This is a genomic window from Rhodopseudomonas telluris (genome assembly GCF_042432815.1).
GTDB classification, from domain to species: Bacteria; Pseudomonadota; Alphaproteobacteria; order Rhizobiales; family Xanthobacteraceae; genus Rhodopseudomonas; species Rhodopseudomonas telluris.
Genome location: NZ_JBHLWM010000008.1, coordinates 514107 through 528365, shown reverse-complemented (window position 1 = coordinate 528365; position 14259 = coordinate 514107). Strand labels below are relative to the sequence as shown.

Below are 14259 nucleotides of genomic sequence, written 5' to 3'. Positions count from 1 at the left end.
GCCTTGTGCCGGGCATCCACGTCTTTCGGCGGAAAGACGCACGAAGACGTGGATGGCCGGGACGAGCCCGGCCATGACGGAAAATTACGACTCGGCGTCCGGCTCGAGTTCGGCGAGCTCGGTGCCTTCGGCAACAATGTCGCCAACCTTGCACTTCAGCGCCTTGAGCGTGCCGGCAAACGGCGCGCGCAGGGTCTGCTCCATCTTCATCACCTCGAGCGTCAGGATCGCGTCGCCCTTCTGGAGCTTCGCGCCCTGCTCGGCCAGCAACGCCACCACGGTACCGGGCAACGGCGCGACGATCTTGTCCTCGCCAAACGCTTCCTCGCTCTCGCCGCCGAACGGATCGACGAGGTGGAGGTCGAAGCGACCGTTCTTCGTGCGGACATAGAGGTCCTGCCCATCCACAACGGCGGCAATGCGCGAGCGCACGCCGTCCAGCAGCAGATCGATGCCCTCACTATTCGCCGACGACGCGAACGCGAGCTCGCGCCCGTCGATCGTCAAAGTCGAAGCGGCGCTGCCATAGCTGAGCAGCACCGGATGATCTTTGTGCTCATGTCCCTGCCCGCGCCGGAATACGAAGCTGCGCTTGCGGCGTCCCACCGGCATCCAGCCCGACGCGCGCCACGGCGACGCCGCGTCCGTCTTGGCCGCCTCGTCCTCGCTGCGGAGGATCGCCGCGACGGCTGCGGCGAGTTCAAGATCGCCGAGCGTGTCCGGCGTCGCGGTCAACGCCGCCAGTTGGCGCTCGATGAAGCCGGTGTCGATGGCGTTGGCGCGCACCTCGGGATGCGTCACCAGCGCCGACAGGAACGGAATGTTGGTGGTGACGCCGCGGACGTCGGTCTCATTGAGGCCGCGGTCCAGCCGATCGATCGCCGCCGCGCGAGTCGGCGCCCAGGCGATCACCTTGGCGAGCATCGCGTCGTAATACGGCGACACGCTGTCGCCGGCGCGATAGCCGGCGTCGATGCGCAGGCCGTCCGTTTCCGCCGGCGTGCGCCAGGTGGTGATCTTGCCGACCGACGGCATGAAGTTCTTCGCCGGAATCTCCGCATAGACCCGCGCCTCGATGGCGTGGCCGTTGAGCTTGAGTTGATCCTGCTTGAGCGGCAGGGCTTCGCCGAAGGCGACGCGGAGCTGCCATTCGACCAGATCGACGCCGCTGATCAGCTCGGTGACCGGATGCTCGACTTGCAGGCGCGTGTTCATCTCGATGAAGAACACATCCTTGCCGTCGGACACGAATTCGATTGTGCCGGCGCCGACGTAGTTGACCGCGCCGGCCGCGCGCCGCGCTGCTTCGCAGACTTTCTCGCGCCCGGCGGCATCGAGCGTCGGCGACGGCGCCTCCTCGATCACCTTCTGGTGGCGACGCTGCAGCGTGCATTCGCGTTCGAACAGCGACACCAGATTGCCGTGGCTGTCGCCGACGATCTGCACCTCGATGTGGCGCGGATTGTCGACGTACTTCTCGATCAGCAGCGTGTCGTCGCCGAACGCCGCCTTGGCCTCGCGCTTGGCGCTGGCGATCGCGTCGCTGAGTTCGTCCGCCTTGCGCACCACCCGCATGCCACGGCCGCCGCCGCCGGCCGAAGCTTTGACCAGCACTGGAAAGCCGATCTTGTCGGCTGCTGCCGTCAGCGTCGCGTCGTCCTGCGCGGCGCCGTGATAGCCCGGCACCAGCGGTACGCCGGCCTTTTCCATCAGCGCCTTGGAGCCCGACTTCGAGCCCATCGCGGTGATCATCTGCGACGTCGGGCCGACGAACACGAGACCGGCGTCGGCGCAGGCCTGGGCGAATTCGGCGCTCTCCGACAGGAAGCCGTAGCCCGGGTGCACCGCTTCGGCGCCGGTCTGTTTCGCGGCTTCGATGATCCGCGCGATATTCAAGTAACTGTCGGCCGCCTTGGCCGGGCCGAGCAGCACGGCGTCGTCGGCCTCGCTGACATGCAGCGCACCGGCGTCGGCTTCGGAATACACCGCGACGGTGCGCAGGCCCATGGCGCGCGCGGTGCGGATGACGCGGCAGGCGATCTCGCCGCGGTTGGCGATCAGGAGCGTGCGAAAGCGCCGATACAGGGCTGTGCTGGTCATCATCAGATCCTGCTCATCACATCCGGAACAGGCCGAACTTGGTCGGCTCGATCGGCGCATTGCTGGAGGCGGACAGGCCTAGCCCCAGCACCAGCCGCGTGTCGGCAGGATCGATCACGCCGTCGTCCCACAGCCGCGCCGTCGCGTAGTACGGGCTGCCCTGCGTCTCGTATTGCGCACGGATCGGCGAGCGGAATTCCTCTTCCTCCTCCGTGCTCCAAGCGCCGCCCTTGGCCTCGATGTTGTCGCGGCGCAGCTGGCTCAGCACCATCGCGGCCTGCTCGCCGCCCATCACCGAGATGCGCGCGTTCGGCCACATCCACAAAAAGCGCGGCGAGTAAGCGCGGCCGCACATGCCGTAATTGCCGGCGCCGTAGGAGCCGCCGATCACCACGGTGAACTTCGGCACATTGGCGGTCGCGACCGCCGTCACCAGCTTGGCGCCGTCGCGGGCGATGCCGCCGGCCTCGTACTTCTTGCCGACCATGAAGCCGGTGATGTTCTGCAGGAACACCAGCGGAATGCCGCGCTGGCAGCACAGCTCGATGAAATGCGCGCCCTTCAGCGAAGACTCGCTGAACAGGATTCCGTTGTTGGCGATGATGCCGACCGGGAAGCCCCAGATGTGCGCGAAGCCGCACACCAGCGTGGTGCCGTACAGCTTCTTGAACTCGTCGAATTCGGAGCCGTCGACGATCCGGGCGATGATATCGCGCACGTCGAACGGTTTACGCTGTTCGGCCGGCACGATGCCGTAGAGCTGCTCCGCCGGATACAGCGGCTCGCGCGGCTCACGCATGTTCAGCACCGGCCGCTGCGGCGGCTTCAACGTGCCGACGATTTTCCGCGCGATGCCGATCGCATGGGCGTCGTTCTGCGCGTAGTGATCGGTCACGCCGGACTGCCGCGAATGCACATCGGCGCCGCCGAGTTCTTCGGCGCTCACCACCTCGCCGGTCGCGGCCTTCACCAGCGGCGGACCGCCGAGGAAGATGGTGCCCTGGTTGCGAACGATGATGCTCTCGTCCGACATCGCCGGGACGTAGGCGCCGCCCGCGGTGCAGGACCCCATCACCACCGCGATCTGCGGAATGCCCTGCGCCGACATGTTGGCCTGGTTGAAGAAGATACGGCCGAAATGCCGCTCGTCGGGAAACACCTCGTCCTGCTGCGGCAGGAAGGCGCCGCCGGAATCGACCATGTAGATGCACGGCAGATTGTTCTGCCGCGCGATGTCCTGCGCGCGCAGATGCTTCTTCACCGTCAGCGGATAATAGGTGCCGCCCTTCACGGTGGCGTCATTGGCGACGATCATGCATTCGCGGCCTTGGACGCGGCCGACCCCGGTGACGATCGAGGCCGAATGCACGTCGCCCCCGTAGAGGCCGTTGGCCGCCAGCGGCGACAATTCGAGGAAGGCTGTGCCCGGATCCAGCAGCAGGTCGACGCGGTCGCGGGCGAGCAGCTTGCCGCGCGCGGTGTGCTTGGCGCGGGCCGCTTCGCCGCCACCGCCGGCAACGGCTGCGAGCTTGTCCTTCAGCTCCGCCACCAGCGCGCGCATAGTCTCGCTATTGCGCGTGAAATCGGCCGAGCCGGGATCGATCTTGGAATGCAGGGACATGGCGTTTCCGGCAGTTCTGGGTCGCTTCGGGCGAAGCGTTGGGCGCATGGTTCACCGCGCAGGCGCGGGATGCAACCCTAACCTCACGTCGTCGGATGTATGCGCGGAGATTAGCAATCGGGCGCTCGGCGGGCTTGTGCCGAGAGGTTATGAGGCCGGGCGGAGATTTGGCCCGGCCTGATTAAGGCTCGATTCTGGAGAGGCTGGCTGCGGACGGCGAAGCGTCCGCGAACCCCCGGTCAGTGCGTCCAGGGCTCCGGCCGGCGGAACGCGAAATTGTCCGCATAGGCGGCGCGGCGGCGCGCCGGGTCCTTCGGCTCGATAACTTGGTATGGGATGCCCTCGCGCTCGCAATAGGCGATGGCTTCCTCGCGGGTGTCGAAGCGCAGGCTGATCTGCTGCTGCATGTCGCTGGACGAGGTCCAGCCCATCAGCGGCTCGATCTGCCGGGGCAGCTCGGGTTCGTAGTCGAGCTGCCAGTCCCGCGTCTTCGCGGTCCCGGACTGCATGGCGTTCTTGGCGGGCTTGAAGATCCGTGCGGTCATCGAAGGTTCTGGCCTGTCAGGTGCGGCATTGCGGCGGTTTGGTGAAAACGCGGCTCATCGTGTAACGTTCAAGGCCGCGAAAGCCGAGCGATCATGATCGATCCCGTCAATCTTGATCGATCGCTCCGCGACTTGGTTTCTGATCGGGTATATTCCCTCCCCGGCGTCGTGACAATCGAGCAGTCCCGGACCACATTGATTTCGTGAACAAACGGACGGCGGCTTCATGCAAATTCAGGCAATTCTCCCGGGCAAGGGGCGCGACCTGCGGCTGGACCTGTTCCGCGGCGTCGCCAACTGGGCGATCTACCTGGATCACATCCCAGACAACGTGGTGAACTGGATCACCACCCGGAACTACGGCTTTTCCGACGCCGCGGACCTGTTCGTCTTCATCTCCGGCTACACCGCCTCGTTCGTCTACGCCAAGATGATGCTGGAGCGCGGCTTCATCGTCGGGGGCACACGCCTGACCAAGCGGGTCTGGCAGCTTTACGTCGCCCACATTGTGCTGTTCGTGATCTACATCGTGGCGATCGGCTATGTCGCCCAGCGCTTCAGCGATCCCGACATTATCAACGAGTTCAACGTCGCCGGCCTCGTCGACAGCCCGATCGAGACGCTGCGCCAGGGCCTGCTGCTGAAGTTCAAACCCGTCAATCTCGACGTGCTGCCGCTCTATATCGTGCTGATGGGCCTGTTCCCGCCGGTGCTGTGGCTGATGCTGCGCCGCCCCGACGCGGTGATGATCTCCTCGTTCGCGCTGTACTTTGCCGCCCGGCACTATGGCTGGAATCTGCCCGCCTATCCGGCCGGGACCTGGTACTTCAACCCGTTCTGCTGGCAGTTGCTGTTCGTGTTCGGCGCCTGGTGCGCGCTCGGCGGCACCACGCGGTCGCGCTCGATCATCAATTCGCGTGCGATGCTGTGGTTCTGCATCGCCTACATGCTGTTCGCGCTGGTGATGACGATGGCCGGCCGGTTTCCGGCGCTGGGCGAGCTGTTCCCTACCTGGCTGTTCGACGCTTTCAATCCGAACGACAAGACCAACCTCGCGCCTTACCGCTTCCTGCATTTCGCCGTGCTGGTGGTGCTGGTGATCCGGTTCGTGCCGAAAGAATGGGAAGGCCTGAACTGGCCGATCTTCGATCCACTGATCAAATGCGGCCAGCAGTCGCTGGCGGTGTTCTGCGTCGGCGTGTTCCTGTCCTTCGTCGCGCATTTCGAATTGCTGATGAGCTCCGGCTCGCTGCTGGCGCAGATCATCGTCAGCGTCTCCGGCATCGCGATGATGACGCTGGTCGCTTATTACATCACCTGGTCGAAGAAGCAGGACAAGCCGGTCAGGCCCGCGGCTCCCAAGGCGGAGGCCGCGCAACCGGCTGGCATCGTGGCCCCGGCATCGAGCGTGGCAGTCGCCGGAACGAACACGGCAGTCGGCAGCCCCGCGGCAGCACAGTCCGTGCCCTCGGCGGGCGCGAGTTCAAGCTGACAGGGATTTCAAGGCGAAAGCCGGCCGAGGCCCGCGGCGCGGCCACGGACGGCCGCAAAGACTGGTCGGGGCAGCTGGATTCGAACCAACGACCTGCAGTACCCAAAACTGCCGCGCTACCAGGCTGCGCTATACCCCGGGCCGTGTCGATGCGCCGTCGATACACGCTTCAGCCCAGCGGGACAAGCCGGGCCTTCAGCGGCCCTTGAACAGCGGGTGACCGACCCGGTCGCCCGCCGCGATGCCGAGCCTCTTGGCGGTGCCGGCGACCACTTCCAGCACGCCGGCCACCGGGCCACCCGAGGCGATGATCCGCGTTGACATCGGCTCGGTGTTCTCGGCGATGCGCAGGATCCGGCCGTCGGCGCGGATGAAGATCATGTCCAGCGAGACGTAGGTGTTCTTCATCCACATCGAGACCTGCTGCTCGGGACGGAAGTCGAACAGCATCCCCTGCCCGTCGGGCAGCTCCTTGCGATACATCAGGCCGGTCTCGCGCTCCTGCTCGGTGGTGGCGATCTCGACGCTGAACACGTGCACCCCGGTCTTGGAGGCGATCTCCAGCGTCTCCATCTTGGCTGCCTGCGCCGGCGCGCCGGCCATGGCGAACGCCATCAGCGCGACCGCGACCAGCGAGCGCAGGCTCCAATCCATTCGAAAGCTCGTCATCGATCCAACCTGTTGGTCCATCCCGGGGAAACTCGGCTCAAGCCTGGAGCAGTTCAGGTTCTGATTGAACGAGAACCGCGAGCGCCAGGGTGTTGAACGGACGCGCGTTCTTGCCCCTTTGCTCGCTACCGCTTTAGCCCGGCGATGATGGCGAAGGCCAGACCATGCGGCGCGGATCGGCTCGCTCTCGCGAAGCAAGAGTTCACAACTCGGCGATCAACGATCGGCGACGCCCTTCTTCGGCGCGCGGGATGCAGACAATGGCGGGGGGAAGTCGGCAGTGGAAGACGTCACGCTCCCGGCGATCGCCGCAAGCTCAGTGCGACGACAGCCCCGGCGCGCCGTTCTCCGGCTGGATCTCGGCGGCCATCATGCCCTTGGAGCCCGGCCCGAACCGCACCAGCACGTACTGCCCCGGACGCAGTTCGGTCATGCCGTAGCGCCGCAGGGTTTCCATATGAACGAAGATGTCCGGCGTGCCCTCGCCGCAGGTCAGGAAGCCGAAGCCGCGCAGCCGGTTGAACCACTTCACCTGGGCGCGCTCGAGTCCGCTGGTCGGCGTGACGCTGACATGCGTGCGTGCGGGCAGCATCTGCGCCGGGTGGATCGCCGTCGACTCGTCCATCGAGACGACGCGGAACGCCTGATAGCCCTTGGCGCGCTGCACGCATTCGACGACGATGCGGGCGCCCTCATAGGCGGTCTGATATCCGTCGCGGCGCAGCACCGTGACGTGCAGCAGAACATCCGCAGCGCCGTTGTCCGGGACGATGAAGCCGTACCCCTTCGAGGCGTCGAACCATTTGATCACGCCGGAGATCTCGACCAGACTCGCAGAGTCTCCGAGCCCCGCGAAGGCAGTGCCGACGCTGTCGCGATGTGCGAACTCGACGGCCACGGGCCGTCCGACGCCGACGCCCGGCATGCCGCCTGGCTTTTTGGACTCAAATCCGTCCGACCCCATGACCCCGGACCCCGCGCGTCAAAAAAATTTCGTGCCGCTTATGCGACGCCCCCAATCCGTTAACCTTGGTTCCAAGACTAATCAGGATTACGCCGCCGCGAATCTGTGATTCGAAGATAACACCCCGGCCCGCATGGCAAAGACAAAAAACGCGCGGGACAACGACTATAAACAGAGTTGAATACCTGAGAATCCTACGGGGATTCAGTTGCCGACGAACGGTCCGAGCGTCTCGCCGATGTCGTGACGGATCACCAGATCGGCGATCTCGTCCTGATCCGTCGGCTCGTTGTTGATGATCACGAGCTTCGCGCCGGACTCTTTGGCGAGCATCGGAAAGCCCGCCGCCGGCCACACCACGAGCGACGAGCCGATCGCCAGAAACAGATCACACTGCTGCGCGAGTTCGGTCGCGCGGCGCATTTCGTCCGGCGGCATCGCCTGACCGAACGACACCGTCGCGGTCTTCACGGGCTCGTCGCACGCCGTGCAATGCGGCGCGTTGCCCGTGCGCTCGAACCATTGCCGCACCCAATCGAGCTCGTGGCGTTTGCCGCAACCGATGCAACGCGCATAGGTCGTATTGCCGTGGAGTTCGACCACGTCGTGCGGCGCGACTCCCGACGCCTGATGCAAATTGTCGATGTTCTGAGTCACCACCGCGGGAATCTTGCCGGCCTTGTAGAGCGCCGCCAGCGCGCGATGGCCGCGGCCCGGCCGCGCGGCCGCGAAGGTCGACTCCATCGCGAAGCGGCGGCGCCAGGCTTCGTCACGCGCATCCTGTCGCGCGACGAACTCCTCGAACGGGATCGGCCGATTGCGGGTCCACAACCCGCCGGGCGACCGGAAATCCGGAATGCCGGACTCGGTCGAGATCCCGGCGCCGGTGAACGGCACGATCACCTTGGCGTGCGCGATCATGTCGCCGAGCTGTTCAACGCCGCTGCGAAGGTCGGGTGCGATCATGGCTGCATTCCGAAACACGTCGATCCATGGCGGGCCTATCGGTCCACGGCGGATCAGTCCATGGAGATCGTCGTCCTGGCAGATCAAATTCCATGTCGGCTCGCCGCTGCGTCCCAAGCCAGGCGGCGGGCCGGACACGGCGCGAAGATCCCGGCGAGAACCAGAACGAGACCCAAATGCCGCGGTTCCGCATGCACGGATTCGACCCCACATTTTTTTGAATTGCAACCGTGAGTGACCGCGCCGATAGTCTGAGTGTCTCTACGGATGACCTCCCCCGAAAGAGCCCCGTGCCCTCCAAGGCGGGGCTCTTTTTCGTCGGCGGGCCGCCGCGCGAGTTGCCTTCTTCGCCGCACTCCCCGTGCAAGCGATTGCGGATCAGCGACGGGCCCCGCAGCACTGCTGCGGGGCCCGATGTGTCGGTATCTTCCCCGCGCGCTTGGTCGCATGCGGCAGCGCGCCGGCCGGCGCTTTCAATCCCGCGGCTTTCATCGCAAGATCGACATCACAGCCTCACTGGAGATCGACATCCCATGCGTTACCTGCACACCATGCTGCGCGTCCGCAATCTCGACGCCGCTCTAAAATTCTTCGGCGACGCGCTCGGCCTCAAGGAGGTCCATCGCATTGATAACGAGAAGGGCCGCTTCACCCTGGTGTTTCTGTGCGCGCCCGACGACGAGGCGCTGGTGAAGCAGTCGAAGGGCCGTCCCGCACCGACGATTGAACTCACTTGCAATTGGGATGAGGAAAGCTACGGCGAGGATCGCTATTTCGGCCACCTCGCCTACGAGGTCGACGACATTTACGCGACCTGCGAACGGCTGATGAAGCTCGGCATCACCATCAATCGTCCGCCGCGCGACGGTCAGATGGCGTTCGTCCGATCGCCCGATCTGCACTCGATCGAGTTTCTGCAGAAGGGCGCCGCGCTGCCGCCGCAAGAGCCTTGGCTGTCGATGCCGAACACCGGCCACTGGTAAGCGTCGCCGATTAGTTCGCGTCCGAGCCCGAGCGCGAATTGTTCCACAACCCTGCGGTTTAAAACCGGCCAGCTTCCCGGAACCAGCGCTATCGGATGGCGTTGGTGATGAAATCAACGGAGGCTGAAAATGGGACGCGGACTACTTCTCTGGATGCTCGGTGTGCCGATTCCGGTGATCATTCTTCTCTGGCTGTTCTTCGGCCGCTGATCGCCCGAAACGTCGCACACGCAAACGAAAGGCCCTGCTCTCGAGCGGGGCCTTTTGTGTTCGGATGGAGGATCGCAGAGGCGTGCGGCTCAGGTGACGAACTTGACGCCGACCGTGGTGCCGTCGCGCCAGACCACTTCGCAATTCCGTCCGGTGCGGGCATCACGCGAGAACGCCAGCCGCAGCTTGGGCCCGAGCGAGATCGCGTTCGCAATGGTCAGCTTGGCCCCGGTCGCCGACAGGTCGATCACCTCGCAGGGGCGCGCCGCGAATCCACCGTCTAGCGTGATCCAGCCACTCTGCCGAACCGATCGCCGTTGCTCTCTTTTGCTGCGCTCTCTTGCCATGTCGTGCTCCGTGGAGGCCGGTTTAGGTCGGCGACATTGAAAAAACGTTGCAAAATTGATCGAAATTTCGGGGTATTGTCGGTTCTTGGCGTAGTGGACTTGCCCGGTCGCGCAAACGCCACTATACGTTCGCCCGCCGCTGCCGCCGGGACCTCCCGACGACACGGCCGCACTGCCTGCCGATCGGCACATCATGTTGATTTGGCTGACGATTGCGTTAAAGACCGTGCGTTCCGCGGGCCCGGCGATTCCATCACTGGATCGCAAGCCGCGCGGCTTCGCTCCCTTCGTCTATCGGTTAGGACGCCACCCTTTCACGGTGGAGAGAGCGGTTCGATTCCGCTAGGGAGCGCCAACTTTTCGGTTGATTGACCGTAAAGCGCCCCGACACATCAAACATCCGGTCAAATAAGTGCCGCTGATCATTGGTTGCCCGGGACACCGGCACAGCGAAGCCGTGCGCACCAGCTGCTACGCGACCAAGTGAAGATCGACCACCCGCCTCGCCGATCGACGTTCGGAATTTATGCGGCAGAAGGCGCCTAGGCAGCGCTGCTGTCAGCCCGCGCTGGTGCGCTGCCGCAGTCGGATAGCAAAAGCCAGTAGGAGTTCGGCCCGGTCTTTACGGCGTAACGATCGACCTGACCGCAGCCTCGGCATTCGAAAGTACGAAGCTCGTGAACCAGCTCGATCGGAGAAATGCGCGCGAGAGCAGTGCGTGCTCCGCAAGCCGTACAGCGTGGTCTCTGCCTTCCAGGCATCAACGTCCTCAGCTTGAAAGCCTCGGCGAATCAGCATGCACCAACCGCCGGCAGCACTAACATACCTCATTCACGTGTTGGAATGTTGAGATAAAGCAAGGTCGCGGGCAGCGCACCGCGGCCCACGGCTATCGACTCGGCCGGCCGCATTGGACTTTGTTCATCCTGCCTCGACGTCTGGCTGAATCGCCCGCGAACATTTTGCGGCGCGTCAACGTTCACAGGGTAAGGTGAACCGTGTCCAAGGTGCAGGAGATTCGCATGACACTTCCCAACGATACCGAGCGGCTTCAGGCCGCTGTCGACGCGACGATCCAGAAGCATTGGAAAGCCTATCTGATCGAGGGCATCCTGCTGCTGATCTTCGGCTTCGCCGCGATCCTGTTGCCGCTGCTGGCGAGCCTGACGATCACCATTCTGCTCGGCTGGATGTTCCTGATCAGCGGCATCGCCGGCCTTGTCTTCAGCTTCTGGGCCCGGCAGGCGCCGGGCTTCTGGTGGTCGCTGATTTCAGCCATTCTCGCCGTCGCGGCGGGCGTGGTGCTGATCGCGATGCCGGTTCAGGGCATCCTCACCCTCACCTTCGTGATCGGCATCTATTTCCTTGCCGAGGGCGTCGCCACCATCATGTACGCGCTCCAGCATCGCGGCCGGCTGTCGGAACGCTGGGGCTGGATGCTCGCCGCCGGCGTGCTCGACATCCTGGTGGCGTTCATCATCATCTCGGGATGGCCGGGCACTGCCGCGTGGGCGATCGGCCTGCTGGTCGGCATCAATCTGGTGTTCGGCGGCACGTCCCTGATCGCGCTGGCGCTCGCCGCGCGTAACAAGACCTGATCACCGACAGCGAATATCTGCCGCGGTCAGCAGCCGCGGCAGATGCTCTTGATCTTGCGATCGAGCGCCGCGTCCTGAGGATCGACCTGATCGATCGAACCCGGCGGCTCGGAGACATCGCCGCGCCGCGGCTGGCGATGGCCGACGGGCGCCTGCCCGGTGACGCGCTGATCCGACGACAGCGCCGGCGGCACGCTCGGATTGGCGGGGCCGCCAACGCCGCCCGCACCACCGCCCATGCTGCCGCCCGCCCCGCCTGAGCCGGACTGCGCCAGCGCGGCCGCGCTGCCTGCGAGCGTCAGGACGGTGGCGGCGATGATCATGATCTTCATGGCAGTTCTTCCTTCACAACCCGGGAGCCACTGACGGCAGCATCCGTCTCGATCGCCCGGCATTAAGTGTGCTGCGTGCGCACCCGCGCCTTTCGCATTCGACCGCAAGCCGCGAACCCAGCATTAACGCGCACTCGCCACGGCAGTTGCGGAGCCGGCTTGCGGCCGACCGACGCTCATTCGGGCGCGGGCGGATACAGATGCACATCGCCGCAATAGTCGGCGACATGATAGCGCGAATTCGCGTCGGTTCCATCAACCACATCCAAATAGTTGGGGCCGACCGGCGCCTTTCCGTAGCCTCCCGGAATGTCGAGCACGTATTCCGGCTGGCATAGCCCGGAGACGCGACCGCGCAGCGCGCGCAACAACGCCTGGCCTTCGGCGAGCGCGGTGCGCAAATGCGCCGTGCCGGGCGCAAGGTCGGCGTGGTGCAGGTAATACGGCTTGATCCGGCATTCGACGAAGGCGCGCATCAGCGCCTCCAGCGTGGCCGCATCGTCATTGACGCCGCGCAGCAGCACCGACTGGCTGACCATCGGGATGCCCGCATCGATCAGCCGCGCGCACGCGGCGCGTGCGGCGGGCGTGAGTTCGCGCGGATGATTGGCGTGCAGCGCCATCCACACCGTCTTGCCGGGCACGCGCAGCGCCTGCAGCAGCGCGGAATCGATTCGCGCCGGATCGACCACCGGCAGTCGCGTGTGGAAGCGGATGATCTTGAGGTGCGGGATCGTCGCCAGTTCGGCCATGATCTCGGCAAGCCGGCGCGGCGACAGCACCAGCGGGTCGCCGCCGGTGAAGATCACCTCCCAGATCTCCGGATGCGTGCGGACGTAGTCCAGCGCCGCCGCCGTCGCTTCGCGCGACAACGCGTTGTCCTTGCCCGGCCCCACGGTCTCGCGGCGGAAGCAGAACCGGCAATACACCGCGCAGACATGCACCAGCTTGAGCAGCACGCGGTCGCGGTGCCGATGCACGATCCCTTCGACCGGCGAATGCGCATTGTCCCCGATCGGATCGTCGCGCTCGATCGGCAGCGACACGAGTTCGTCGGCATGCGGAATGTATTGCCGCGCGATCGGATCGTCTGGATCATTCGGGTCAATCAGCGCGGCGACGTCGGGCGTTACGGCGATCGCGTAGCGTTCCGCGACGCGGTCGAGGTCGGCACGCGCGCCCGCGGGTGCGAGGCCCTGCGCGATCAGATCGTCGGCATGGCGCAGCGTCCCGGCGGCGGCCGACTGCAGGCGGGTCACCTTGCTCATGAGGCCTCGCTCGCCGGCGGCGTCCAGACCACCTGATCGACGCTGCTGGCGCCGGTCGCCAGCATCACCAGCCGATCGAAGCCGAGCGCGACGCCGCTCGCCTCCGGCATCCGCGCCACCGCGGCGAGGAAGTCATCGTCGAGCGGATAGCGCTCACCATAGCGCCGCTGCTTCTCGTCCATCTCGGCGGTGAAGCGCAGCCGCTGCTCGGCGGCGTCGGTGAGTTCGCCGAAGCCGTTGGCGAGCTCGACGCCGCAGGCATAGACCTCGAAGCGCTCGGCGACGCGCGGATCGCCGGCCTTGGTTCGCGCCAGCGCCGCTTCCGGTGCCGGATATTCATGCAGCACGGTGAGCCGCCCTTCCCCGAGCCGCGGCTCGATATGTTCGACCAGCACCTTGCTGAAGATGTCCGACCAGGTGTCGTCGTCCACGACGCGCACCTTGCTATCAGCCGCGCGCGCCAGTGCCGCACGATCGCCCGCGCCGCCAATGATCGTGGCAAGCAGATCGATTCCGGCGTAGCGATCGAACGCATCGCTGACCGTCAGCATCTGCGGCGACACCAGCGGATCGGCGCTGCGACTGCGATACGCGAACGCGCCGATCCCGGTGGTGCGCGCGGCCAGCCCGATCAGCGCCACGCAATCGGCGATCACCGCCTCGTAGGGCTCGCCGGCGCGGTACCACTCCAGCATGGTGAACTCCGGCAGATGCAGCCGGCCACGCTCGCGATCCCGGAACACCCGGGCAAATTCGAAGATCCGTGCTTCGCCGGCGGCAAGCAGCTTCTTGCAGGCGAATTCCGGCGAGGTCCGCAGAAACAAGGTCCGGCGCTCGCCATCGGCTCCGAGCAGTTCGGTCTTCGGCGCATGCAGATGGGTTTCGTTGCCCGGTGAGCGCTGCAGGATCGCGGTCTCGACCTCGGCGAAATCTGCAGCCGCGAACCAGTCGCGAACAGCCCGGGTCAGGCCGCTGCGCGCGCGCAGAAACGGCTTGCGGTCCAGATACTTGCCCGGCTCCCACCAGGGCGAGACGGCGGCTTGGTCCTGCATCTCAAGTCGATCCCGCGAAAAAGCGCAAAACGCTGGCATAAGCGGGCCAAATGAGTATGTTGCGGCCCGAAACCGTTTCGCAGGCCTCGGGATACCAACGCCCGGATCGGGC

General features: G+C 65.3%; 13 protein-coding genes and 2 tRNA genes. 4 read left to right on the top strand and 11 right to left on the bottom strand.

The features are described from left to right. Nucleotides 1-84: 84 nt before the first annotated feature. The 3 genes from ACFFJ6_RS19920 to ACFFJ6_RS19910 all read right to left on the bottom strand — a co-directional run bounded on the left by ACFFJ6_RS19920 (nucleotide 85) and on the right by ACFFJ6_RS19910 (nucleotide 4266). Nucleotides 85-2100 carry an acetyl/propionyl/methylcrotonyl-CoA carboxylase subunit alpha gene (locus tag ACFFJ6_RS19920; protein ID WP_378391059.1) on the bottom strand — a complete coding sequence of 672 codons (2016 nt, stop codon included), beginning with the start codon at nucleotides 2098-2100 and terminating at the stop codon, nucleotides 85-87. A 16-nt stretch (nucleotides 2101-2116) separates the two neighbouring features. After that, on the bottom strand, nucleotides 2117-3721 hold the full coding sequence (locus ACFFJ6_RS19915; RefSeq protein ID WP_378391057.1) for a carboxyl transferase domain-containing protein: 1605 nt from the start codon (nucleotides 3719-3721) through the stop codon (nucleotides 2117-2119). Nucleotides 3722-3960: 239 nt separating this feature from the next. Next, a complete protein-coding gene (locus tag ACFFJ6_RS19910) occupies nucleotides 3961-4266 on the bottom strand; it encodes an ETC complex I subunit (RefSeq protein WP_378391055.1) in 306 nt (101 codons plus the stop codon). A gap of 226 nt (nucleotides 4267-4492) precedes the next feature. On the opposite strand from ACFFJ6_RS19910, the gene ACFFJ6_RS19905 reads away from it, so the two are divergent. Beyond that, on the top strand, nucleotides 4493-5758 hold the full coding sequence (locus ACFFJ6_RS19905) for an OpgC domain-containing protein (protein ID WP_378391053.1): 1266 nt from the start codon (nucleotides 4493-4495) through the stop codon (nucleotides 5756-5758). Nucleotides 5759-5820: 62 nt separating this feature from the next. On the opposite strand, the gene ACFFJ6_RS19900 is transcribed toward ACFFJ6_RS19905, so the two are convergent. The 4 genes from ACFFJ6_RS19900 to ACFFJ6_RS19885 all read right to left on the bottom strand — a co-directional run bounded on the left by ACFFJ6_RS19900 (nucleotide 5821) and on the right by ACFFJ6_RS19885 (nucleotide 8357). Further along, nucleotides 5821-5897: transfer RNA gene (locus ACFFJ6_RS19900), tRNA-Pro, on the bottom strand. Between the two features lie 56 nt (nucleotides 5898-5953). Beyond that, nucleotides 5954-6427 carry a DUF192 domain-containing protein gene (locus ACFFJ6_RS19895; RefSeq protein ID WP_378391051.1) on the bottom strand — a complete coding sequence of 158 codons (474 nt, stop codon included), beginning with the start codon at nucleotides 6425-6427 and terminating at the stop codon, nucleotides 5954-5956. 316 nt (nucleotides 6428-6743) lie between these two features. Next, nucleotides 6744-7391 (bottom strand): cold-shock protein, encoded by a 648-nt coding sequence (locus ACFFJ6_RS19890; RefSeq protein ID WP_378391049.1) that lies wholly within the window; start codon nucleotides 7389-7391, stop codon nucleotides 6744-6746. Between the two features lie 204 nt (nucleotides 7392-7595). Then, nucleotides 7596-8357 carry an SIR2 family NAD-dependent protein deacylase gene (locus tag ACFFJ6_RS19885; protein ID WP_378391047.1) on the bottom strand — a complete coding sequence of 254 codons (762 nt, stop codon included), beginning with the start codon at nucleotides 8355-8357 and terminating at the stop codon, nucleotides 7596-7598. A 533-nt stretch (nucleotides 8358-8890) separates the two neighbouring features. On the opposite strand from ACFFJ6_RS19885, the gene ACFFJ6_RS19880 reads away from it, so the two are divergent. Next, nucleotides 8891-9340, top strand: a complete 450-nt coding sequence (locus ACFFJ6_RS19880; protein ID WP_378391045.1) for a VOC family protein — start codon at nucleotides 8891-8893, stop codon at nucleotides 9338-9340. Nucleotides 9341-9639: 299 nt separating this feature from the next. On the opposite strand, the gene ACFFJ6_RS19875 is transcribed toward ACFFJ6_RS19880, so the two are convergent. Then, a complete protein-coding gene (locus tag ACFFJ6_RS19875) occupies nucleotides 9640-9897 on the bottom strand; it encodes a PilZ domain-containing protein (RefSeq protein WP_378391043.1) in 258 nt (85 codons plus the stop codon). A 280-nt stretch (nucleotides 9898-10177) separates the two neighbouring features. Between ACFFJ6_RS19875 and ACFFJ6_RS19870 the strand changes: the two genes are divergently transcribed. Together ACFFJ6_RS19870 and ACFFJ6_RS19865 are read left to right on the top strand one after the other, a co-directional pair. Further along, nucleotides 10178-10252: transfer RNA gene (locus ACFFJ6_RS19870), tRNA-Glu, on the top strand. A 667-nt stretch (nucleotides 10253-10919) separates the two neighbouring features. Next, nucleotides 10920-11495, top strand: a complete 576-nt coding sequence (locus tag ACFFJ6_RS19865) for an HdeD family acid-resistance protein (RefSeq protein ID WP_378391041.1) — start codon at nucleotides 10920-10922, stop codon at nucleotides 11493-11495. Nucleotides 11496-11521: 26 nt separating this feature from the next. Here ACFFJ6_RS19865 and ACFFJ6_RS19860 read toward each other — a convergent pair whose 3' ends face one another. The 3 genes from ACFFJ6_RS19860 to epmA all read right to left on the bottom strand — a co-directional run bounded on the left by ACFFJ6_RS19860 (nucleotide 11522) and on the right by epmA (nucleotide 14147). Further along, complete coding sequence (locus tag ACFFJ6_RS19860; RefSeq protein ID WP_378391039.1) at nucleotides 11522-11827, bottom strand: hypothetical protein; 306 nt, start codon at nucleotides 11825-11827, stop codon at nucleotides 11522-11524. 176 nt (nucleotides 11828-12003) lie between these two features. Beyond that, nucleotides 12004-13095 (bottom strand): lysine-2,3-aminomutase-like protein, encoded by a 1092-nt coding sequence (locus ACFFJ6_RS19855; RefSeq protein ID WP_378391037.1) that lies wholly within the window; start codon nucleotides 13093-13095, stop codon nucleotides 12004-12006. Continuing rightward, entirely contained in the window at nucleotides 13092-14147 is a 1056-nt protein-coding gene (gene epmA, locus ACFFJ6_RS19850; RefSeq protein ID WP_378391035.1) for an EF-P lysine aminoacylase EpmA, read from the bottom strand. Before epmA ends, ACFFJ6_RS19855 begins: the two co-directional genes overlap by 4 nt. Nucleotides 14148-14259 lie beyond the last annotated feature (112 nt).